Genomic DNA, 21,692 nt, shown 5'->3' with positions numbered 1-21,692 from the left:
AGGAAATGACAACACTTAAAGGACCAGCGGTTTTTTTAGCACAATTTATCGGAGATGAAGCTCCTTTCAACTCTCTTGAAGGAATTTGCCAATGGGCGGCCGACTTAGGGTTTAAGGGCATACAAATGCCGACTTTAGATAATCGGTTTATTGATTTAAAGCAGGCCGCTGAAAGTAAAACTTATGCTGATGAATTAAAAGGTAAGGTAAATTCATTTGGTTTAGAGATCACTGAACTTTCTACGCATATACAGGGACAACTGGTTGCAGTTAACCCTGCTTTTGACCAGGTATTTGACGGTTTTGCACCGGCAGAGCTAAGAAATAGTCCGAAAGCAAGAACAGAATGGGCAGTGCAGCAATTAAAATATGCAGCAAAAGCTTCGCAAAATCTGGGACTGAATGCACATGCAACCTTCAGCGGTTCACTATTATGGCATATGTTCCATCCATGGCCACAAAGACCGGAAGGATTGGTTGAAGCTGGTTTCACGGAACTTGCAAAACGCTGGTTGCCTATTTTGAATGAATTTGATGCATGCGGCGTAGATGTTTGTTATGAAATCCATCCGGGCGAAGATTTATTTGATGGGGTAACTTATGAGATGTTCCTTGAAAAGGTAAACAATCATCCAAGGGCATGTTTGTTATATGACCCATCACATTTCGTATTGCAGCAACTGGACTATATTCAGTATATAGATTTCTATCATGAGCGCATTAAAGCATTCCATGTGAAAGATGCTGAATTTAACGCTACAGGAAGACAGGGAACATTCGGAGGATATCAAAGCTGGGCCAACCGTGCCGGACGTTACCGTTCGCCAGGCGATGGTCAGGTTGATTTTAAAACTATTTTCAGTAAACTTGCCCAATATGATTTTCAGGGCTGGGCAGTAATGGAATGGGAATGCTGCATAAAAGATTCGGAAACAGGTGCAAGAGAAGGCGCTGAATTTATTAAAAAGCATATCATACCCGTAACAGCCAGAGCATTTGATGACTTTGCATCTACCGGAGCAGATGAGGCATTTAATAAGAAAATATTAGGCTTAAATTAGAGTAATAGGTGATGAAGCCTGCAATTGTGCAAGCTTCATCACCGTTAAATAAATATACACAATGAAACCTGCATCCATGCAAGCTTCATGACCGTTAAAAAACAATAAAGACAGATGAAAAAGACATTATTAATTTTAGGTTGCATTAGTTTAGCTATAGCATCTTGCGGAAATCCTGATTCTTCTTCAAAACAAGAAGAAACGACTACAACAAGCACTACTACACCTGATACTGCAGCAACAGTTAGTACTGAAACACCTGGTGAAATGTTACCTGGAGAAAAGCTGGTTGCCAAATCAGACTGTTTAGGATGCCATAACAAAACACAAAAAGTTGTTGGCCCGGCATATGTTGATGTCGCAGCAAAATATCCTTCAAATGAAGAAAACATCAATAAACTAGCTGACGTAATTATTGCTGGTGGTAAAGGAAACTGGGGTGAGATCCCAATGACTGCACATGCCGGCTTAAGTAAAGACGACGCTAAATCAATGGTAACCTGGATTTTGTCACTGAAAAAATAATTCCTGAAATACCCCACGTCCCTACCCTAACCAAATATTAAAATGAGCATAGAAAAAACCAATGATGAAATAAATGCGTCTGGCAGAAGAGCATTTATTAAGAATACGGCCATAGCTGCTGCTGCGTTTATGATAGTACCCCGCCATGTTTTAGGCGGCAAAGGATTTTTAGCACCAAGCGACCGGCTGATTGTTGCGGGTATTGGTGCCGGAGGAAAAGGAGCATCTGACATTGCAAATTTTGCTAAAAGCGGAAAAGCAAATATTGGATTCCTGTGTGATGTAGATACGAATAGAGCGGCAGGTACAGTCAAAAACTTCCCTAAAGCCAAATTCTATAAAGACTGGCGTGAACTGCTGGACAAGGAACATAAGAACTTTGATGCGGTAAGTGTGTCTACACCTGATCATTCGCATGCAATTATTACACTTGCTGCCATGCAGCTGGGAAAACATGTTTACGTACAGAAACCACTGACTCATGATATTTATGAGGCCAGAAAATTAACTGAAGCAGCAAAGAAATATAAAGTGGTGACCCAGATGGGTAACCAGGGCGCATCTAATGATGGTCCGAGACAAATGAAGGAATGGTATGATGCAGGCCTGATAGGTGATGTGCATACGGTATATGCATGGACAGACAGACCGGTGTGGCCGCAAGGTATTCCTTGGTCGGCCAATAAAGCTGAAGTGCCTAAAAATCTGGACTGGGATCTGTGGTTAAACACTGCTCCTTATAAAGATTACGTAGAAAAACTGGTTCCTTTCAACTGGAGAGGCTGGTGGGATTACGGTACTGGTGCATTGGGTGATATGGGCTGTCACTTGCTGGAAGCTCCTTTCAGCATGCTCGGATTAAAGTATGCTACGAATGTGCAGGCCAGTGTAGGTTCTGTATATGTGGATGAGTTTAAACGCGGATATTTCCCTGATAGCTGTCCCCCATCAAGTCATGTAACTTTAACATTCCCTAAAACGCCAAAAACACAGGGTGAAGTAACCGTCCATTGGATGGATGGTGGTATACAACCTACGCGTCCGGAAGAACTGGAAGCCAATGAAGTATTTGGTGATGGTGGAAATGGCACGTTGTTTATTGGAACGAAAGGGAAAATGATGAGCAGTACTTACAGTGCTGATCCACGCCTCCTACCATTAAGCCGTAATAAAGATATTAAAGTTCCTGCAAGATTTGCACGTGTACCAAATGGTGCAGAAGGTCATTATGCGCAATGGGTGGAAGCAGCTATTGCAGGTTATGGAAAAAAGGAGCTGAGCTCTCCTTTTGAAATTGCGGGTCCGCTGACAGAAGCCTTATTAATGGCTAACCTTGCCATCAGGGCAAACGATGTGCAAAGAAAAAATGCAGATGGAAAAATTGTTTATCCAGGCAGAAACATCCAGCTGTTGTGGGATAACGACAATATGAAAGTGACAAATTTTGACGATGTAAACCAATATGTTAAACGCGAATACCGCAAAGGCTGGTCACTCGGCGTTTAATTTACCTAAATCCAGAAAATGAGAACTTACACTATAGCTGCTGCGTTGCTGATATCTACGATATTTGGCTGCAGCAGTACTAAAAATCAGTCATCTAATAAAGGTTTTACTCCGCTGTTTGACGGAAAAACCACGCAGGGATGGCATACTTACGGAAAAACTTTTGCTGGTAAAGGCTGGGTAGTTGAAGATGGTGCACTGCACCTTGATCCGAAAGCTAAACAAAACGATGCCGGCGATTTAGTAACGGATAAAGAATATGGTAATTTCCATCTTAAAATTGATTGGAAAGTAGCACCGGGTTCAAATAGCGGTGTATTGTTCCATATCAACGAAAATGCTGAAAAGTACCATCAAACTTATAGCACTGGTCCTGAGATGCAGGTAATCGACAACGATGGTCACTCAGACGGAAAAATCACTAAACACAGAGCAGGTGATCTGTACGACATGGTAAAGAGCAGTTCAGAGCCGGTAAAAGCAGTGGGTGAATGGAATACTGCTGAGATTATCAGTAATAATGGTAAATTAGAATTTTTACTGAATGGCGTAAAGACGGTTTCCACTACTCAGTTTGATGACAACTGGAAGTCTTTGATCGCAGGAAGTAAATTTGCAACATGGGTTGATTTCGGTGTATTTACGACCGGAAAGATATCCCTGCAGGATCATGGTGATGAAGTATGGTTCCGTAATATTATGATTAAAGAACTTTAAAAAAACAAAGTATAAATAAAATGATGAATTTAAATACCCGTATCAAGTTATCGGCAATGATGTTTCTGGAGTTTTTCATCTGGGGTTCATGGTTTGTAACTTTAGGAACTTTCTTAGATAAAAATCTATCAGCGTCAGGTTCAGCGACTGCAGCTGTTTTTTCTACTCAATCATGGGGTGCCATTATCGCACCTTTCATCATCGGATTGATTGCTGACAGATTTTTTAATGCCGAAAGAATCCTGGGTGTACTCCACATTGTTGGTGCGATTCTGATGTACCAGATGTATAATGCAACTGATGTGGATGTTTTCTATCCATACGTATTGGGTTACATGATTTTATTTATGCCAACGCTTGCACTGGTTAATTCAGTGGCGTTTAACCAGATGAAAGATGCAGAAAAGGAGTTTGCAAATATCAGATTCTGGGGAACAATTGGCTGGATTATCGCCGGATTAATGATCAGTTACTTATTCTTCTGGGATTCACCGGAAGGCTTAAAATCTGGTTTGTTGAAAAACACTTTCCTGATGGCTGGCATAGGTTCACTAATCCTTGGATTATTTAGTTTTGCCTTGCCAAAAACACCTCCAAAGGTAGCTAAAGGCGAGAAAGTTAAATTATCAGATATATTAGGTCTGGATGCACTGAGATTATTAAAAGACAAAAACTTTGCAATATTCTTCATTTCAGCAATCCTGATCTGTATTCCATTAGCGTTTTATTATCAGAATGCTCACCCTTTCTTATCAAGCATAGGTGTAGAAGAGCCTACAGGAAAAATGGCCATTGGTCAGGTTTCGGAAGCGCTGTTCTTATTGTTAATTCCGGTATTCTTTAAAAGATTCGGTTTTAAAATCACCATCCTGGTAGGTATGCTGGCATGGGCTGTACGTTATGCCCTGTTTGCTTATGGCAATGCGGGTGAACTGAGCTTTATGCTGCTGATAGGCATCGCGTTACATGGTGTATGTTATGACTTTTTCTTTGTATCTGGTCAGATTTACACGAACTCAAGAGCGGGCGACAAATATAAAAGTGCTGCTCAGGGACTAATTACCTTAGCTACTTATGGTGTGGGGATGTTAATTGGGTTTGAAGTAGCTGGTTGGATTACGGATACGTACAAGGTAGCTGACGGAACGGTAGATTGGAAAATGGTATGGATTATTCCGGCGGGTATAGCATTAGTGGTATTCCTTCTTTTCTCCGTATTTTTTAATGATAAGCAAAAAGCGATCACAGAACCTTCATTAAACAACGCTTAAACATGGGATCAGATCAAAGTCGCAGGACAGCCTTAAAAACTATGATAACAGGTACAGCCATTCTGGGTGTTTCGGCAGCAATGCCAGCCCAAGCCTTAGCAGGCGAGCTTTTACCAGCACCTTTGAAAGGTAATGTGAACCATGCTGTTTGTCGCTGGTGCTTCGATGGAATTCCATTAGAAGACCTTTGCGTGGCAGCAAAAAAGATGGGTATTAAAGCTATCGATCTTGTTGGCCCGGCCGACTGGCACATACTTAAAGCACACGGACTTGATTCTTCGATGTGTAATGGTGCTGAACTCAACCTGGTTGATGGATGGAACGATCCGAAATTTCACCCGCAGCTGATTGAGAATTATTCGAAAATGATTCCTTTGGTAGCAGCAGCAGGTTATAAAAATCTGATCTGCTTTAGTGGAAGCAGAAGAGGTAAGGACGATGAGACGGGTTTGAAAAATTGTGTAGAAGGATTAAAACAAGTATTACCATTAGCGGAAAAACACAATGTGGTTTTGGTGATGGAATTACTGAACAGTAAGATCAATCATAAAGATTATCAGTGTGACCATACAGCATGGGGTGCTGAGCTGGCGAAGAGATTGGGTTCAGAAAACTTTAAACTGCTATATGACATCTATCATATGCAGATTGACGAGGGTGATGTAATCAATAATATCAAAACCTTCCATCCATATATTTCACATTACCACACTGCCGGCGTACCGGGCAGAAATGAAATAGACGAAACACAGGAATTGTACTACCCTGCAATTGTTAAAGCTATCCTGGCAACAGGATTTAAGGGATATATCGCACAGGAGTTTATTCCAAAAAATCCGGATAAACTACAATCCTTAAGAAACGCGATTAAAATTTGTGACCAATAAATAGAACTATGAATTCAAGAAGAACTTTCCTTAAACAGGCTGGTATTGCTGCAGCCGGGGCATTAATTATCCCTTCATACGCTTGTTCAGCACCAAATAAGATCATCGGCCTGCAGTTATATTCTCTACGCCTGCAGTTACCCAAAGATGTAAAAGGCACTATTGAAAAGGTTGCACAGGCAGGCTATAAAGAAGTAGAAACTTATGGATATTCTGTAAAAGATAAGTTTTGGGGATTAGACCCTAAATCGTTTAAAAGCCTGCTTAAGGATAATGGATTAACGGCGCCAAGCGGCCATTACGGAATGGATAAGTTCATTACAGACGGTAATCAGGATGAACTTAAAAGTTATATTGAAGCAGCTAAGATTATTGACAGTGAATTCATCACTGTACCTTACCTGGGTGATTCATTAAGGAAGACACCGGATGATTACAAAAAAGTAGCGGCAAGACTAAATGAAGCAGCTACCTTATGTAAAGCAAGCGGATTGAAACTGGCCTACCATAACCACAATTTCGAATTTGAAAAACATGGAGATGTGACAGGTTATGAGATCATGTTAAAAGAAACAGATCCTAACTTAGTACAGTTTGAACTCGACCTGTACTGGGTAGTAAGATCTGGCAATGATCCGGCTAAATTATTTGCAGCACACCCGGGACGTTTCCCGATGTGGCACGTAAAGGATATGGATAAAGCGAATAACACGATCAATACTGAAGTAGGTAGTGGTACAATCAACTTTAAAGATATCTATTCACACGCAAAAGAAGCTGGCTTAAAACACTTCATTGTTGAGCAGGAGAATTTCTCACTGGATCCGTATGTAAGTATTAAACAAAGTGCAGATTACATCAAGAAAAACATTCTTTAGATAGATATAATGGCCGGCCTCAACAACCGGCCATTATCATTTAAACCTTCCTGCGAGCGAAAACGCTTTTCTTGCATTGACCTGATTCCCATTCAGATCAAAACTTTTGAAAACAAGAATATAGATTCCGAAAGGACTGATCTGCCCCTGATCATCTATTCCGTCCCATCTGAGCGTTCCCGACGTACCCACACTTTCATTCCTGATTAATCGCCTCACTAAAATCCCCTTGTCAGAGAAAACAGTTACCGTAGCCATATTGCCATGGTATTTCAATTCATAACTCACCTCTAACAAGTCTTCAAATCCATCTCCGTCCGGAGAAAAAGATTTGGAATGGAGCGTCACACTGCTTTTTTTTAATGAAACATTTTCCTGAACAGAATTGCGGTAACCCGGCGTAGCAAAACCTGCTGAGGCAGCCGCAGAACTAAAGTTACCAGTTTCATTTGCTGCTCTTTCAAATGAGACCCTTTCAAGAGATACCCCTTTGAATAGCTTAAGGGTTGGGAGATGCATTTTCTCTGTATAATCGAGCTGGTCAATTACCTCCGCCCCCCTCAACAGGAGTACATGCCCATTTTCATTATTATACGCCGGGAGCGCACTAAGCTGAATGAAATAGGCATTGGAAGGGGTGTAATAATCTGCCTTCACTTTTGCAGGATTCACAGTAATCACACAATAGGCACCACTACTTAGCATCTCTGATCCTATACTTTTTAAATTAGCGGGCAGACCGTCCGGATCCAGGTTACCCAACTGAACATTGTTTAGCGGCAGCGCCCTGTCAGTCGGATTATAAATTTCAATAAAATCCACTCCGCCAGTTTTAGGGTTAAACAAGACCTCTGAAATCAGTAAATCAGCACTAAATGAAAGTTTATAAGACAGTAACAAAAAAAAGAGCAAAGTTTTTCCCATATTTGGAAGAGACAAAAATTAATAATTAACTAAAAATACAAATAATAAGACTGAAAGAAAGTGTATCAGGCAAAACAAATTCACCTGAACATTAAAATCGTAACCATTAAAAATAATATAGAGAATGAAAATTGCAGTTGTAGGTGCCACTGGTTTAGTAGGCACTGTAATGTTAAAAGTACTAGAAGAGCGTAACTTCCCGCTAACCGAATTGATTCCGGTTGCGTCTGAAAAAAGTGTTGGTAAAGAAATCACTTTTAAGGGTAAGCAGTTCAAGGTGGTTAACATGGATACAGCGATTTCAATGAAGCCTGATATAGCTTTATTTTCTGCAGGTGGCGAAACGTCTTTACAATATGCTCCGCTTTTTGCTGAAGCAGGTACTACAGTAATTGATAATTCATCTGCGTGGCGCATGGATCCATCTAAAAAGCTGATTGTTCCGGAAGTCAATGCATATGAACTATCTATTGATGATAAGATCATAGCAAATCCAAATTGCTCAACCATACAAATGGTAGTGGCTTTAAAACCACTGCATGATAAATATAGAATTAAAAGGGTAGTTGTTTCTACTTATCAGTCGGTTACCGGTACTGGAGTAAAAGCGGTTGACCAGATGATGAATGAGCGTAAAGGCATCTTTGATGGTCCGATGGCATATCCATACCAGATTGACCTGAATGTAATCCCTCAGATTGATGTTTTCCTCGAAAATGGTTATACCAAAGAAGAGATGAAAATGATCAGGGAAACCCGTAAGATTATGGGCGATGAGAATATTCGTATCACGGCTACAACTGTGCGTATTCCGGTAATGGGTGGTCACTCTGAAGCAGTAAACATCGAGTTCGAAAATGATTTTGATGTTGCAGAAGTAAGATCAATCCTGGAGAAAACTGAAGGAATAATTGTAGTAGATGATACTGCTAACCTGAAATACCCTATGCCGAAAGATGCGCATGAGAAAGATGAAGTATTTGTGGGAAGGATCAGAAGGGATGAATCGCTGCCAAACGCATTGAACATGTGGATTGTGGCTGATAACCTGCGTAAAGGTGCTGCAACAAATGCCGTACAAATTGCTGAGTTCCTATTAAGAAAAGAACTGATTTAATCTTCCATAAGATGATACCTGAAGAGGTGTTAGAAATTACAAGCTGTGATTTTTAACACCTCTTTTTATTTTAAATATATTTGCGGCATGTTAAGACGATCAATCGTATACCTGCTGGTACTGTTCAATGGAATATCCTATGCACAGAGTCCGGCTCAAAAAATAGCACAATCATTTAATACACTGCTGTCTGACAATCAGGCAAAATATGCAATTGCCTCCTTATGTGTGCTGGATGCGAAAACGGGAAAGTTGCTTTATGGCAAAAATGAAAATATAGGATTAGCTACGGCTTCTACATTAAAAACCATTACCTCCATCACTGCATTTCACATCCTTGGTAAGGATTTTCATTATCAGACTACAATGGGTTACAGTGGAACGATTAACCAAGATGGCACATTGAAAGGTGATATTATTATTACTGGTGGCGGAGATCCTACCCTGGGGTCATGGCGGTATGCGCAGGGCAAAGAAAATATTGTACTCAACCAATGGGTAGCAGCAATTAAATCTGCTGGTATAAAAAAAATTGATGGTCGCGTGATCGGTGATGACAGCGCATGGGGCACACAAAGTACACCCGAGGGCTGGACATGGCAGGATATGGGCAACTACTATGGATCGGGATCATCAGCCCTGAGCTGGCGGGAGAACCAGTTCGACATTAAACTGCGGGCAGCCAGCAAAGTTTCGGTACTTAAAACGGTACCGGCAATGCCATATCTGACTATCGTGAATGAGTTAAAACCAGGTTCGGAAGGTAGCGGCGACAATGCCTATGCTTTCCTGCCTCCGTTAGCCAACACGGCCTATTTGAGAGGAAGCTGGGCTGTTGGAATCAATAAAACGGGTATATCTGTAGCTTTACCCGATCCGGCTTATGATGCAGCATTCAGACTACAGGATACATTAAACAGGATTGGGATTACGAGTTCAGGAGCAAGTACCACCAGCAGGCAACTTGATGTTGAGGGCATGACTATGCCTTCAGTAAAAGTAAAATTAAGCACAATTACCTCTCCTTCCCTATCAGAAATTGTGTACTGGCTCAATAAAAAAAGTGTAAATCTCTATGCAGAGCATTTACTGCGGACAATAGCATGGAAATCCGGTAGAGCAGCTACAGCGAGTAACGGAGCTGCAGTAGAAAAGAATTACTGGGCAAATAAGGGCGTCGATAAAAATGCTTTGAATATTATTGACGGTAGCGGACTTTCTCCGGCAACCAGAGTGACTACCGCAGCAATGGCATCAATTTTATATCAGGCACAACAGGAAGACTGGTTTGCTGATTTTTATAAATCACTTCCGGAGAACAATGGTATGAAACTAAAGAGCGGTACAATTAATGATGTATCTTCCTTTGCAGGATATTATACGGCTGAGAATGGCAGTAAGTATGTGATTGTGATCAATATTAACAATTATTCTGGAAGCGGAATCAATGCAAAGCTCTTCCGTGTACTTGATGCACTTAAATAACGTTTTAAATGAAACTTGACTGCATTTCCAGGTGCATTTTAGTAAATTGCAATAATTTATAATTTTGACCAATACGACCCTCCCCGATTTATGAATAAATTCCTATCTTTTATTTGCTGCCTTTTTTTATATACCAGCGGCTATAGTCAACAAATGGGATCTAAAAATGATAATCTTTCTCCGGCAGACAGTACGATCGATCTGGTAAACAGGCCACCAGAATTTGCTATTATTCCTGAACCCGTTTCTCTCCTTAAAACAAACGGCTCGTTCACCTTACCAGAAAAAGTAATTATTCTTGCTGATGGCAGTGCAGCACTGAAACCTGTGGTAGATTATCTGCAGGAAAAAATAGCCCTGCCCACGGGAAAATTCGTTTCTGCTTATAGCACCTCAACTGCACCCGGCACAATACGTCTGATCATAAATACAAAAGAAAATCATGTTCTAGGTGCTGAAGGATATCAACTTTCGGTAACACCCACACTGATTGTGATCAAAGCAAATAAACCAGCCGGGCTTTTTTATGGTGTGCAGAGTTTACTGCAGTTATTTCCTAAAGAAATTGAATCCAAAGAATTAATCAGCGATCACAAATGGACTATTCCATGTGTAGAGGTTACTGATTATCCACGTGTAGGCTGGCGGGGATTAATGTTTGATGTAGCACGTCATTTTTTCACGAAGCATGAAGTAAAACAGTATATCGATGCCATGGTTCGTTATAAATTTAATTTGCTGCATTTACACCTGGCGGATGATGAGGGTTGGAGAATTGAGATCAAAGGTTTACCTAAACTTACAGAAGTAGGTGCCTGGAGTGTGAAAAAAGTCGGCGATTTTGGTACTTTCGCCCCTGCCGGCGCTGATGAACCCCGTACTTATGGTGGTTTTTATACACAAGATGATATCAGGGAAATCATTGCTTATGCAAAAGACAGGTTTGTAGATGTATTACCTGAAATTGATGTACCAGGCCATAGTCTGGCTGTGATTGCTTCTTACCCTGAATTGTCCTGTACGCCGGGAGCAGAAACTTACCGCGTGCGTTCCGGAGAAAAAATCATGGACTGGTCTAAAGGAGCCCCTCCTATCGCTTTGCTTGACAATACGCTGTGTCCTGCCAATGAAAAAGTATATAGTTTTCTGGATACTGTAATTACACAGATTGCCGGCTTATTTCCTTTTGGATACATTCATATGGGCGGAGATGAAGCACCCATCAATTACTGGCAAAAAAGTGATGCCATAAAAGCACTGATGCTAAAGGAAGGTTTGAAAGATATGCATCAGGTACAGGGATATTTTGAGAAAAGAGTGATAAAAATTGTAGAATCCAAAGGCAAAAAATTCATTGGATGGGATGAAATCATGAATAGTGAAATGCCCGCAAGTGCTGCAATTATGAGCTGGCGGAATGTAGCAAACGGTGTGAAAGCCAGTCAGCAAAAACATGAAGTAGTGATGAGTCCACAGAACTTCGTTTATTTGGACCTGATGCAGGGCGATGTAATTTCGGAAGCAAAAGTATATAACTCTATCCGGTTAGGTAAAGCTTATGAATTTGACCCTGTCCCGGCAGGTGCAGATCCTAAATATATAAAAGGCGGACAAGGTAATTTATGGACAGAACAGGTTTATAATATTCGTCAGGCAGAATACATGACGTGGCCAAGGGGATATGCCGTGGCAGAATCAGTTTGGTCACCCAAAGAAAAGAAAAACTGGAATAACTTTATTGGTAAAACTGAACTGCATTTCAAAAGGATGGACGTTGCTGAAACCAAATACTCTCCAAGTGTATACGATCCTATATTTAAAGTCAGCAGATCGGCCGACAAGCAGCTGTTGCTTGAACTAACCACGGAGATTGACGGGCTGGACATCTACTATAGCTTTGACAATTCCTCTCCTGATAGATTTTACCCTAAATACACAGAAAAAATTGTTGTACCGAAAGAGGCAACTTTACTTCGTGTAATCACTTACCGGGGAAAAGAGGTCCTGGGCAGACTATTGACGATAACAGTTGATGAATTGAATAAACGTGCGGGAAGAAGGTAAGTTGAGATATTTTGTACACATAGGCTATAACGGTTCGCAATATGGCGGCTGGCAGCGGCAACCAGGAGTGATGAACGTGCAGGGTGTTATTGAACATGCCCTGAGCCAGATATTCAAAACTAACATCGCCATTAATGGGTGTGGAAGAACTGATGCACAGGTGCATGCAAGCCAGTTTTTTTTCCATATGGATTTAGAAACGGAATGGGACTTTGATCTTGTTTTCAGGCTGAATAAGGTACTCCCCCGTAATATTGCAGTATTTGATATTATTCCTATGGAAGGACTTCCACATGCAAGGTTCGATGCTGTCCAGAGATCGTATGATTATTTTTTGCATACTTATAAAGATCCTTTCTTAAATGGTTTAAGTTCTTACTACCTGTTGAAAGACCTGAAGTTTGATCAGATGAAAGCAGCTGTGGACCTTTTACCAAATTACAGAGATTACAGATCATTCTGTACCAGTCCCGATAAGTATGAGCACACGCTGTGTTATGTTCGCTCTGCCAGTTTGATGATGGATGAAAATGGCGATAAACTAAGGTTTCAGATCTCGGCAAACCGCTTTTTAGGAAAGATGATCAGGATTATAATGGGACAACTGTTAAAAATCGGGAAAGGGACACTCTCCGTTGATGAATTTGAAAGTTATCTGATCAATAAGCAGACACCTGCATTGATCACTCCGGCACATCCTCATGGATTGTACCTTTCAAAGGTAACCTATCCATTTCTTGATCTGCCACCAAGAGTAGATTTTTCCGCTATCCTGCAAAAACAGCAGGACAGCAGCTGGAGGATTGTTTAAACCTGTCCTTCCTCCGACAATACGGCCGCACGAATAGCATCGGGAGTAATCCTGATCCCGTTCATAATCAGTTTAGACTGTTCATAAAAGCTAAGCCGGCTTTGTAATTTATCACTGATGAAAGCGGTAAGTTCATCTCCGGAGAGACCTTGTAACAAGGGACGTTTTGCTATTCCGGCTTCCAGACGTTTTGCAAGTGCCGCAGCAGGCATATCAATATAAACGGTAGTACCATTGTTGTTCATCCATTCCATATTATCAAAATAACAAGGCGTGCCGCCACCAGTTGCAATAATGCAGTTTTCTGGATATGCTGATGATTTTAGTGTCTCACTTTCGAGCTTTCTGAATGCATCTTCTCCATTTGCAGAAAAGTAAGCAGCCACAGTATCGCCCGTAACTTCCTCTATACGTTGATCAAGATCAATCAGGTGATAGCCCATTTTGGTAGCTAACTTTTTACCCAGCGTACTCTTCCCGCATCCCATGAAACCGATTAGAAATATCTTCATTTTTAAGCTAATTTTACCCTTGGATCAGCAAAGGAATACAAAACATCTACTAAAATATTAATTACTATGAATACAAAGGCAATAAAAATTATTGCCCCCATTACAACAGGAAAATCTGACATTTCCAGCGCTTTGACCGTCGCACGCCCCAATCCGTTATAGCCAAAAACATATTCTACAAAAAAAGAGCCTGCCAAAAGAGAAGCGAACCAGCTGGAAATCGCGGTAATTACCGGGTTCATGGCGTTTCTCAATGCATGTTTATAAATAATCGAATTGCGGCTTAATCCTTTAGCGCGCGCAGTACGGATATAATCCTGCGCAAGAACGTCAAGCATTGCAGAGCGGGTAAGCTGTACAATTATAGCAAGCGGCCTTAAACCTAAAGTGATCATAGGCAGGATCAGATTTTTAAGCGTAAGCACTTCTCCTTTGAAAGGATCATAACTATAAAGGCTGCCTGACATATTTAAACCCGTTAATGGTCCGAGCACAAACCCAAACAGCCAGGCGATAATAATTCCTGCAAAGAAGGATGGTGCTGAAACGCCTAATATGGCGAAAGCATTAGCGGCATGATCTATCCATGTATTTTTATGAACAGCGGAAAGCACTCCCAGTAAAACGCCAGTCAATGTAGCAAATAACATTGCCGTAAAGGCCAGCACAAATGTATTGGGTACAGTCTCCGAAAGAATGGTTGTGACCTCTCTTTTTGTTTGATAAGAGCGCCTTAAATAAGGATATTTTAAAACTAATACGTTTTTACTGAAAGTCAGCAATGTAACAAAATGGTATTTCTGCTGTACTGCTACAGTATGCTCATGAAAACTTAAAGGTGAAAGGTCATTGATGAACAATACAAACTGTACAGGTTTGGAGCGGTCAAGACCAAATTCCTTTCTCACCGCTTCAAGCGATTGCACATCTGCACGCTGCCCTAAAGTCATTCTCGCCGGATCTCCGGGCAATACATTGAACAAAATAAAAACTATGAGTATTACACCTGCCATGACAGCGAGTCCGTACATGAGTTTCTTCAATGCATAGGTCCACATTTTAATTATTTACTAAAGTAGCGCTCGGCTAACTGATCAAAGGAAGGCATTGCGTTGAAACTCCATTTGTTAATCACTACTCCATTTTTAAGTAATAAAACTCCGGGGTTAGCCCTAACCATGCTCTTCAGCGGCACGCCATCAGCGTAAAAGACCTCTGCAAACAATTTCATTCTCTTGCTGAATACGCCTGCATCCTGTGCAGAATTAGAGGTTAGCAATACCGTACGGATATTAAACTGCTCAGTAGCATTTAAAGTAAGTGCATTAAGTTTTGCAATTCCATCCTCATTGGTATCATTCAGATTATAAGCTACAATAATCAGATTATAATAGGGATTTTCGATCAGTTCTTTTGTGTAATTTGTACCGGCAGCATCGCTGATGATCAGATCTTTGATTTTAGCTTCGTACCCTTTTTTGATCAGTTTCTGATCTGGGTCGCCGATAATCTCCCAGTTGTTATCTTTCCAGATACCCGACTTCAGGTATTCTTTATCGCTCATTACTTTCTTTTCTCCCGTAGCCTTATTTTTAAGGTTGTACATGATCAGAAACTCATCCGGTGCAGCACCAGCCGGGATACTCATCAGTTGAGGCAGATTGGCACCCACTTTATAAGGCAGGAAATCAATCACGGGAAGGTAAGTATGCGTATAAATAGGGAAAATAACCGCAATTGCTGTCACAGCAATACAGATCACTTTCTGCTGAGCGACATTGGCAGTTACAGGCACAATTTTGTCCCGCTGTATAAAGATATACACAATCAGTACCAGCAATACCAGATCTTTTGAAAACGATTGCCATGGCGTAAGTGGAATCGCATCACCAAAACAGCCGCAGGAGGTGACCACTTTAAAATATGCAGAGACAAAAGTAAGAAAGGTAAAAAACACAATGATGGCAAGTAGTCCAGCCGACACCTTTTTACCCCAGAAACCGAGTAACAACAATGCGCCAAGAACAATTTCAAGTACGCAAAGAAAACCGGCTATTAATGTGGCATACGGACTAAAGAAGGACATATGAAATACATCAAAATATTCTTCCAGTTTGTAACCAAAGCCCAGGGTATCATTTGCCTTGATCAGGCCAGAGAAAATAAAAAGTATTCCTACAAAGAGTCTTGAAAAGTTAAGCGCGATTTTGTTCATTACCTGTGGTTTATTTGTGCGTTATCCGCTGTGGCTGTCTTTATTTTACGTCCATTTTAATCAGTGCAAAAACTGCATAGTTCAGCATATCCTGGTAATTGGCATTTACTCCCTCGGAAGCAAGCGTTGCACCCAGGTTATCCTCGATTTGTTTTACCCTGAATACTTTCATCAGGATCAGGTCTGTCAGTGAGCTGATCCGCATATCTCTCCATGCCTCTCCGTAATCGTGGTTTTTAGCAAACATCAGTTCTTTGGTTTCTTTCACCTTCTGATCAAACAATGTCTCTACAAGACTCAGCTCCAGTTCATTCGGATCGTCTTCGTTAAGGTTGAGCTGCATCATTGCAATCACACAGTAATTGATGATCCCTATATACTCCGGAATGATCCCCTCTCCCACTTTAGAGATTTTCTTTTCCTCCAAAGTACGGATGCGCTGTGCTTTGATAAACAACTGGTCTGTGATAGAAGACAGACGGAGAATGCGCCATGCAGTTCCGTAGTCCTTGGTTTTCTTTAAAAAAAGCGATTTGCAAACCGCTATAACTGAATCGTATTCGTTGGAGGTGTCTATTGCCAAAACAATTGAAATATTTAGTTTAAAGCTATTTTAATACTGTATTTTTGCCTGCAGTATGATGGCTAAAGATACGTTTTTAAACCGAAAAATAACACTAAACCTTAAAGGCGAGCTGTTCGATCTGAGCAAACCATGTGTAATGGGTATCCTGAATCTCACACCAGATTCCTTTTACAGTGAGAGTCGTAACCGCTCAGTAGACGAAGCATTAAGAAGAGCAGAAACCTGCTTAACAGAAGGAGCGGCATTCATAGATATTGGTGCTTATTCTTCCCGGCCCGGTGCAGCAGATGTGAGTACTGATGAAGAGCTGGCAAGAATTATTCCTGTGATCAGTGCGATTAGTGAACGTTTTCCCGCTGCAAAACTATCTATTGATACTTTCCGTGCTAAGGTAGCGGAGGAAAGTATAGCAGCAGGTGCACATATTATTAACGATATTTCAGCAGGGAACATGGATGAAGCCATGTTTGAAACGATTGCAGCACTAAATGTTCCTTATATCATTATGCATATGCAGGGTACGCCGCAGACCATGCAGAAAGATCCGGTATATACGAATGTAGGATTAGAAGTGGTGGATTACTTTTCGGATAAGGTACGTACACTGAAAAATATGGGTGTGGCAGACCTGATTCTTGATCCCGGTTTTGGCTTCGCAAAAACAACAGACCACAATTACCAGTTATTAAATGATATGGGAAATCTGGATATTTTTGAACTACCGGTACTGGTTGGCTTCTCCAGAAAATCAATGATCTATAAATTTTTAGGGATTACACCGGAAACGGCTTTGAATGGCACTACGGTATTAAACACACTTGCTTTGCAAAAAGGAGCAGCCATTTTAAGAGTGCATGATGTGAGGGCTGCGGCAGAATGTATTGCATTGGTGGAGAAAATGCAGCAGCAATAATATATCCTTAAAATAATTAAATTGCATCATGAAAGGCTTCGACTTTGATTTTCTAACGATAACAATTACTGATGTAGTGGACATCCTGTTCGTTGCCTTTTTAATTTACTATACCTATAACCTGATCAAGAATACACTGGCAGTTAACCTGTTACTGGGGATGTTCATTATTCTGATCTTATATTTTGTGGTCGATGCATTAAATATGCGCCTGCTCTCCACTATCCTGAATAAATTTATGAGCGTGGGTATTATTGCGCTCATCGTCATCTTTCAGCCGGAGATCCGCCGCTTTCTGTTACTTATTGGAAAAAACACCTTTCTGCAGAAAAATAAAGCATGGTGGGGATACCTTTTTGGCGGCAAAGATACGGAGAGGGATAATCTCGTCCGTATAAAGCCTATTATTGATGCCTGCAAAAGCATGAAGAAATCGCGGACAGGCGCACTGATTGTCTTTGTTAAATTTTATGATGATCAGCTTTTTGCGAACAGCTGTGAGGTAATAGACTCAAAAATATCCAAGCGTTTACTGGAAAGCATATTCCAGAAATATAGTCCGCTGCATGATGGTGCAGTGGTGATTTCAGAAAACAAGATTAAGAGTGCGAGCTGCATCTTGCCACTGACTGATAACGATAAGCTCCCCCCACAATTCGGGTTACGCCACCGGGCAGGTATCGGTGTTTCGGAAACTACGGATGCAGTCGCCGTGATCATATCAGAAGAAACCGGAGAGATTGCTTATGCAAAACAAGGCAGGGTACGGATGAATGTATCTTTTGGCGAACTGGAAAAGTTACTCAACAAAGATTTCTAAAAACAGGGTATAAAAAAATCCGGCACAATGGCCGGATCTTCGTACCGGTTTACACCGGCTTACATTTTATTGACTAGCAGTATTGCTCGAATGCACCAATCAGGTTTTCAGCAATCATCTGAGCCGGGCGACCTTCAATTTGATGACGCTCGATCATATGAACCAATTTACCATCTTTAAATAATGCCATTGCAGGTGAAGATGGAGGAAAAGGCATCATGTAACTTCTTGCTTTATCTACCGCTTCTTTCTCCATACCAGCAAAAACAGTGATTAATTTATCAGGGTGTTTTTCATTTGCTGCTGCCATTCTTGCTGCAGGGCGTGCATTTGCTGCAGCGCAACCACAAACAGAGTTAACAACTACAAGAACAGTTCCTTCACCAGTAAGTGCATTGTCTACATCTTCTGCTGTTTTTGCTTCTTCAAAACCTACTTTAGTAAGCTCTGCGCGCATTGGTTCAACTAAATATTCTGGATACATATCTAAATGCTTTTATATTAAATTTATAATTATGCAACAAAGGTACATCAAGGCAGTATAGCATCAAAGCTTTAGTATTTAGTGCATGGGTTTTTTACCTTCAAATTACTTTGGATTATAATCCTTTGGAAGAACTACTGCGGATACTCTTAACCGACTTGTGTTCCGGAGAATTTATTTTTTTCGCAATATAAAACCCAAGAAAGAATATCGCCGTGAAGATCAATAATCCAATAAATGAGTATTTAAACAAACTGGTATTTCTGCGTTTATCACTATGGTCAAAAGATAAGATAGTGCTTCTAAGATCTGAAATCAGATGTTCAGCCGATTTTTCGGAATCCTGGTTCATGGCCGCTAAATAAAATTATATTTAAATATAAAATTAGTTCCGGGTTTTGTCAAAATCTTTTAGCAACATTTTAGTGTAACATATTTTATTCGCGGGTCTTAACTTTGAATTTGGTAAAACTATTGCTTAATTTTGTACTATTGAATGGTATTGAAAAAGGCTGCCGATAACCGTCAGGATTACAGCATCACTCAACAAACCTGAAAAACAAATTACAAATCAGCACGCTAACACGTGCATAAACAAAAACAATATGTCATCAGTAGAGACTACTTACATCCCTTACAAAGTAAAGGATATTTCACTGGCAGAATGGGGCCGTAAAGAAATTGGATTAGCAGAAGCAGAAATGCCGGGTCTAATGTCATTACGTGAAGAATTTGGGCCGTCAAAACCTTTAAAAGGTGCGCGCATTGCAGGTTGTCTGCATATGACTATCCAGACTGCAGTTTTAATTGAAACTTTAGTTGAACTAGGTGCAGAAGTGACCTGGTCATCATGCAATATTTTCTCTACACAAGATCACGCTGCTGCTGCTATTGCTGCTGCAGGCATCCAGGTTTACGCCTGGAAAGGTTTGAATGAAGAGGAATTTGACTGGTGTATTGAACAAACTTTACACTTTGGTCCGGAGCAGCAGCCATTAAACATGATCTTAGATGATGGTGGTGATTTAACCAACATGGTTTTTGACAGGTTCCCTGAGCTGATTGCTGCAATCAAAGGTTTATCGGAAGAAACAACTACAGGTGTTCACCGTTTATACGAACGTATGAAAAACGGAACTTTACACTTACCTGCGATTAACGTGAATGATTCAGTTACGAAATCTAAATTTGATAACAAATACGGATGTCGTGAATCATTAGTTGACGCAATCCGTCGTGCTACCGATGTGATGATGGCTGGTAAGGTTGCTGTTGTTGCTGGTTACGGTGATGTTGGTAAAGGTTCTGCTGAATCATTAAGCTCACAAGGCGTACGTGTGATCATCTCAGAAATTGATCCTATCTGTGCATTACAAGCTGCAATGGAAGGTTATGAAGTGAAGAAATTTGCTAATGCGGTTAAAGAAGCTGATATCGTTGTGACTACAACTGGTAACTGTGACATCGTTCGTGCAGAACATTTTAAATCAATGAAAGATAAAGTTATCGTATGTAACATCGGTCACTTTGATAATGAAATTGATGTTGCCTGGTTAAATACTAACTACGGTGATACTAAAGTGGAGATCAAACCTCAGGTAGATAAATATACTATCGACGGTAAAGATGTGATCTTATTAGCTGAAGGACGCTTGGTAAACTTAGGTTGTGCTACTGGCCACCCTAGCTTTGTAATGTCTGCTTCTTTCACTAACCAGACTTTAGCTCAATTAGAGTTATGGATGAACCCGGGAAAATATGAGAACAAAGTATATGTTCTTCCTAAATACCTGGATGAAAAAGTAGCACGTTTACACTTAGCTAAAATTGGTGTTGAATTAGACGTATTGGATACGCATCAGGCTGACTATATCGGCGTACCTGTTGAAGGTCCGTTTAAAGGAGACGCTTACAGATACTAATCTGTTTACGATAAAAAAAAGGGATGCGTCTTAACGGGCTGCATCCCTTTTTTATTGACCAAATTCATTCCCTACACTTTCTGTGAGGTCGTACATCAGCCATTGTTTACCCATAATAGCGGGCGACTTACTTTTTAACAGTTTAATAAAATCGGCCACTCCTACCGGCTCATTACCATTTCCATGGATCAATACAATACTTCCCGCAGATGGTTGCTGACCTTTAGCCAGCCATGCGTCACTTCCTACCGGGATAATTCCATAGGCCAGCACTTTGTCTACTACCTGCTGATCAGAAACCAGTCCCGGAAACCTGAAAAATACCGAGGGCAATAAACCATGTTGCAACATCGTCAGTTCTGTACCAAGGATCTCAAAATTCATATCTGTTCCTGGTTCAAGCAAAAAGTTGGTTCTCAGCGGGGATGCCGGGCTAAAATGATGATTATAGGAATGATCGACCCAGGTCACATTAATTTGTTTGCTGCGGATCAGTTCTTTTAACCAGTTCAGATCATCTGCATGCGTAAGCATCCATCTGCCCGTAATAGATAAAGCTATCGGTACAGGCTGTTCAATCTTTTTAAATTCTGTCATCAGCTGAGTAAAGATAATCCGGTCCAGCGACTTATGGGACGGGCAAAGATCAATTGTTAATGTTATGCCTTTTTCTTTCGGAAATCCATGTGTAATTCCTGCATTCTGTAATGCAATTGACTGTTTGCCTGCAGCAGCTATTGCATTAAAATATGGTGTCCCGTTAAAATGATCCTGTACAACTGCTGCACTCATGGGGATCACTTTACCTTCAGCAGCAGAAATAAGCAAGGTATTGAGGGTTTGCGGATCTACTGCAAGATATAACAAGTGAGCATTCCTTTCCATTTTCCGCAGAATAAGTAAATCCTTAGTCTTGTATTGCATAACTCCATTGAAGCGGCTATAGTTTTTAATGACTATTTGTGCCTTAACGGCTATTACACTAATTATCAAT

The 21,692-nt window shown here is 40.7% G+C and carries 22 protein-coding genes; 14 read left to right on the top strand and 8 right to left on the bottom strand.

Features of this window, described 5'->3' with window-relative positions; genetic code table 11:
- Positions 1–5 precede the first annotated feature (5 nt).
- The 7 genes from OQX62_RS18360 to OQX62_RS18330 all read left to right on the top strand — a co-directional run bounded on the left by OQX62_RS18360 (position 6) and on the right by OQX62_RS18330 (position 6,845).
- Complete coding sequence (locus OQX62_RS18360) at positions 6–1,061, top strand: sugar phosphate isomerase/epimerase family protein (protein ID WP_265833071.1); 1,056 nt, start codon at positions 6–8, stop codon at positions 1,059–1,061.
- A 114-nt stretch (positions 1,062–1,175) separates the two neighbouring features.
- A complete protein-coding gene (locus OQX62_RS18355; RefSeq protein WP_265833070.1) occupies positions 1,176–1,586 on the top strand; it encodes a c-type cytochrome in 411 nt (136 codons plus the stop codon).
- Between the two features lie 42 nt (positions 1,587–1,628).
- Complete coding sequence (locus tag OQX62_RS18350; protein ID WP_265833069.1) at positions 1,629–3,092, top strand: Gfo/Idh/MocA family protein; 1,464 nt, start codon at positions 1,629–1,631, stop codon at positions 3,090–3,092.
- An 18-nt stretch (positions 3,093–3,110) separates the two neighbouring features.
- Complete coding sequence (locus tag OQX62_RS18345) at positions 3,111–3,809, top strand: 3-keto-disaccharide hydrolase (protein ID WP_265833068.1); 699 nt, start codon at positions 3,111–3,113, stop codon at positions 3,807–3,809.
- A 23-nt stretch (positions 3,810–3,832) separates the two neighbouring features.
- The gene (locus OQX62_RS18340) at positions 3,833–5,080 is read left to right on the top strand and encodes a nucleoside permease (RefSeq protein ID WP_265833102.1); all 1,248 of its coding nucleotides are present in this window, start codon (positions 3,833–3,835) and stop codon (positions 5,078–5,080) included.
- A 2-nt stretch (positions 5,081–5,082) separates the two neighbouring features.
- The gene (locus OQX62_RS18335) at positions 5,083–5,967 is read left to right on the top strand and encodes a hydroxypyruvate isomerase family protein (RefSeq protein WP_265833067.1); all 885 of its coding nucleotides are present in this window, start codon (positions 5,083–5,085) and stop codon (positions 5,965–5,967) included.
- Positions 5,968–5,975: 8 nt separating this feature from the next.
- Positions 5,976–6,845, top strand: coding sequence for a sugar phosphate isomerase/epimerase family protein (locus tag OQX62_RS18330; RefSeq protein ID WP_265833066.1), 870 nt, complete (start codon positions 5,976–5,978; stop codon positions 6,843–6,845).
- Positions 6,846–6,881: 36 nt separating this feature from the next.
- Here the strand turns inward: OQX62_RS18330 and OQX62_RS18325 are convergent, their stop codons facing one another.
- Positions 6,882–7,769, bottom strand: coding sequence for a lamin tail domain-containing protein (locus OQX62_RS18325; RefSeq protein ID WP_265833065.1), 888 nt, complete (start codon positions 7,767–7,769; stop codon positions 6,882–6,884).
- 124 nt (positions 7,770–7,893) lie between these two features.
- Between OQX62_RS18325 and OQX62_RS18320 the strand changes: the two genes are divergently transcribed.
- From OQX62_RS18320 to truA, 4 genes are all read left to right on the top strand, one after another.
- The gene (locus OQX62_RS18320) at positions 7,894–8,886 is read left to right on the top strand and encodes an aspartate-semialdehyde dehydrogenase (RefSeq protein WP_265833064.1); all 993 of its coding nucleotides are present in this window, start codon (positions 7,894–7,896) and stop codon (positions 8,884–8,886) included.
- Between the two features lie 87 nt (positions 8,887–8,973).
- A complete protein-coding gene (dacB, locus tag OQX62_RS18315; RefSeq protein WP_265833063.1) occupies positions 8,974–10,371 on the top strand; it encodes a D-alanyl-D-alanine carboxypeptidase/D-alanyl-D-alanine-endopeptidase in 1,398 nt (465 codons plus the stop codon).
- Positions 10,372–10,524: 153 nt separating this feature from the next.
- Positions 10,525–12,435, top strand: a complete 1,911-nt coding sequence (locus OQX62_RS18310; protein ID WP_265833062.1) for a beta-N-acetylhexosaminidase — start codon at positions 10,525–10,527, stop codon at positions 12,433–12,435.
- A complete protein-coding gene (gene truA / locus OQX62_RS18305; protein WP_265833061.1) occupies positions 12,419–13,246 on the top strand; it encodes a tRNA pseudouridine(38-40) synthase TruA in 828 nt (275 codons plus the stop codon). The genes OQX62_RS18310 and truA overlap by 17 nt, the downstream gene beginning before the upstream one ends.
- On the opposite strand, the gene OQX62_RS18300 is transcribed toward truA, so the two are convergent.
- The 4 genes from OQX62_RS18300 to OQX62_RS18285 are packed head-to-tail and all read right to left on the bottom strand — an operon-like array spanning position 13,243 to position 16,550.
- The gene (locus OQX62_RS18300; RefSeq protein WP_265833060.1) at positions 13,243–13,758 is read right to left on the bottom strand and encodes a shikimate kinase; all 516 of its coding nucleotides are present in this window, start codon (positions 13,756–13,758) and stop codon (positions 13,243–13,245) included. The genes truA and OQX62_RS18300 overlap by 4 nt on opposite strands.
- Before the next feature lie 2 nt (positions 13,759–13,760).
- The gene (locus OQX62_RS18295) at positions 13,761–14,816 is read right to left on the bottom strand and encodes an ABC transporter permease (protein ID WP_265833059.1); all 1,056 of its coding nucleotides are present in this window, start codon (positions 14,814–14,816) and stop codon (positions 13,761–13,763) included.
- 5 nt (positions 14,817–14,821) lie between these two features.
- A complete protein-coding gene (locus OQX62_RS18290; RefSeq protein ID WP_265833058.1) occupies positions 14,822–15,973 on the bottom strand; it encodes a BT_3928 family protein in 1,152 nt (383 codons plus the stop codon).
- A gap of 40 nt (positions 15,974–16,013) precedes the next feature.
- Positions 16,014–16,550 carry a DUF1599 domain-containing protein gene (locus tag OQX62_RS18285; RefSeq protein WP_416276586.1) on the bottom strand — a complete coding sequence of 179 codons (537 nt, stop codon included), beginning with the start codon at positions 16,548–16,550 and terminating at the stop codon, positions 16,014–16,016.
- A gap of 64 nt (positions 16,551–16,614) precedes the next feature.
- On the opposite strand from OQX62_RS18285, the gene folP reads away from it, so the two are divergent.
- A complete protein-coding gene (gene folP, locus OQX62_RS18280) occupies positions 16,615–17,472 on the top strand; it encodes a dihydropteroate synthase (protein WP_265833101.1) in 858 nt (285 codons plus the stop codon).
- Between the two features lie 28 nt (positions 17,473–17,500).
- Complete coding sequence (cdaA, locus tag OQX62_RS18275; RefSeq protein ID WP_265833056.1) at positions 17,501–18,292, top strand: diadenylate cyclase CdaA; 792 nt, start codon at positions 17,501–17,503, stop codon at positions 18,290–18,292.
- A gap of 73 nt (positions 18,293–18,365) precedes the next feature.
- Here the strand turns inward: cdaA and OQX62_RS18270 are convergent, their stop codons facing one another.
- On the bottom strand, positions 18,366–18,776 hold the full coding sequence (locus OQX62_RS18270) for a BrxA/BrxB family bacilliredoxin (RefSeq protein WP_265833055.1): 411 nt from the start codon (positions 18,774–18,776) through the stop codon (positions 18,366–18,368).
- A 115-nt stretch (positions 18,777–18,891) separates the two neighbouring features.
- Positions 18,892–19,128 carry a hypothetical protein gene (locus OQX62_RS18265; protein WP_265833054.1) on the bottom strand — a complete coding sequence of 79 codons (237 nt, stop codon included), beginning with the start codon at positions 19,126–19,128 and terminating at the stop codon, positions 18,892–18,894.
- Between the two features lie 253 nt (positions 19,129–19,381).
- Here OQX62_RS18265 and ahcY point away from each other — a divergent pair, with 253 nt between their 5' ends.
- The gene (gene ahcY, locus OQX62_RS18260) at positions 19,382–20,698 is read left to right on the top strand and encodes an adenosylhomocysteinase (protein ID WP_265833053.1); all 1,317 of its coding nucleotides are present in this window, start codon (positions 19,382–19,384) and stop codon (positions 20,696–20,698) included.
- A gap of 51 nt (positions 20,699–20,749) precedes the next feature.
- Here the strand turns inward: ahcY and OQX62_RS18255 are convergent, their stop codons facing one another.
- Entirely contained in the window at positions 20,750–21,583 is an 834-nt protein-coding gene (locus tag OQX62_RS18255; protein WP_265833052.1) for a polysaccharide deacetylase family protein, read from the bottom strand.
- Positions 21,584–21,692 lie beyond the last annotated feature (109 nt).

This window comes from Pedobacter sp. MR2016-24 (assembly GCF_026239655.1).
GTDB lineage: Bacteria > Bacteroidota > Bacteroidia > Sphingobacteriales > Sphingobacteriaceae > Pedobacter.
Note: the sequence above shows the minus strand (reverse complement) of the source record. Positions and strands in the feature narration are given on the sequence as shown.

Coding starts and splice junctions, on each gene's coding strand:
- OQX62_RS18360 (WP_265833071.1), top strand. CDS start 6: ATGACAACACTTAAAGGACCAGCGGTTTTTTTAGCACAATTTATCGGA.
- OQX62_RS18355 (WP_265833070.1), top strand. CDS start 1,176: ATGAAAAAGACATTATTAATTTTAGGTTGCATTAGTTTAGCTATAGCA.
- OQX62_RS18350 (WP_265833069.1), top strand. CDS start 1,629: ATGAGCATAGAAAAAACCAATGATGAAATAAATGCGTCTGGCAGAAGA.
- OQX62_RS18345 (WP_265833068.1), top strand. CDS start 3,111: ATGAGAACTTACACTATAGCTGCTGCGTTGCTGATATCTACGATATTT.
- OQX62_RS18340 (WP_265833102.1), top strand. CDS start 3,833: ATGAATTTAAATACCCGTATCAAGTTATCGGCAATGATGTTTCTGGAG.
- OQX62_RS18335 (WP_265833067.1), top strand. CDS start 5,083: ATGGGATCAGATCAAAGTCGCAGGACAGCCTTAAAAACTATGATAACA.
- OQX62_RS18330 (WP_265833066.1), top strand. CDS start 5,976: ATGAATTCAAGAAGAACTTTCCTTAAACAGGCTGGTATTGCTGCAGCC.
- OQX62_RS18325 (WP_265833065.1), bottom strand. CDS start 7,769: ATGGGAAAAACTTTGCTCTTTTTTTTGTTACTGTCTTATAAACTTTCA.
- OQX62_RS18320 (WP_265833064.1), top strand. CDS start 7,894: ATGAAAATTGCAGTTGTAGGTGCCACTGGTTTAGTAGGCACTGTAATG.
- dacB (WP_265833063.1), top strand. CDS start 8,974: ATGTTAAGACGATCAATCGTATACCTGCTGGTACTGTTCAATGGAATA.
- OQX62_RS18310 (WP_265833062.1), top strand. CDS start 10,525: ATGGGATCTAAAAATGATAATCTTTCTCCGGCAGACAGTACGATCGAT.
- OQX62_RS18300 (WP_265833060.1), bottom strand. CDS start 13,758: ATGAAGATATTTCTAATCGGTTTCATGGGATGCGGGAAGAGTACGCTG.
- OQX62_RS18295 (WP_265833059.1), bottom strand. CDS start 14,816: ATGTGGACCTATGCATTGAAGAAACTCATGTACGGACTCGCTGTCATG.
- OQX62_RS18290 (WP_265833058.1), bottom strand. CDS start 15,973: ATGAACAAAATCGCGCTTAACTTTTCAAGACTCTTTGTAGGAATACTT.
- folP (WP_265833101.1), top strand. CDS start 16,615: ATGGCTAAAGATACGTTTTTAAACCGAAAAATAACACTAAACCTTAAA.
- cdaA (WP_265833056.1), top strand. CDS start 17,501: ATGAAAGGCTTCGACTTTGATTTTCTAACGATAACAATTACTGATGTA.
- OQX62_RS18270 (WP_265833055.1), bottom strand. CDS start 18,776: ATGTATCCAGAATATTTAGTTGAACCAATGCGCGCAGAGCTTACTAAA.
- OQX62_RS18265 (WP_265833054.1), bottom strand. CDS start 19,128: ATGAACCAGGATTCCGAAAAATCGGCTGAACATCTGATTTCAGATCTT.
- ahcY (WP_265833053.1), top strand. CDS start 19,382: ATGTCATCAGTAGAGACTACTTACATCCCTTACAAAGTAAAGGATATT.
- OQX62_RS18255 (WP_265833052.1), bottom strand. CDS start 21,583: ATGGAAAGGAATGCTCACTTGTTATATCTTGCAGTAGATCCGCAAACC.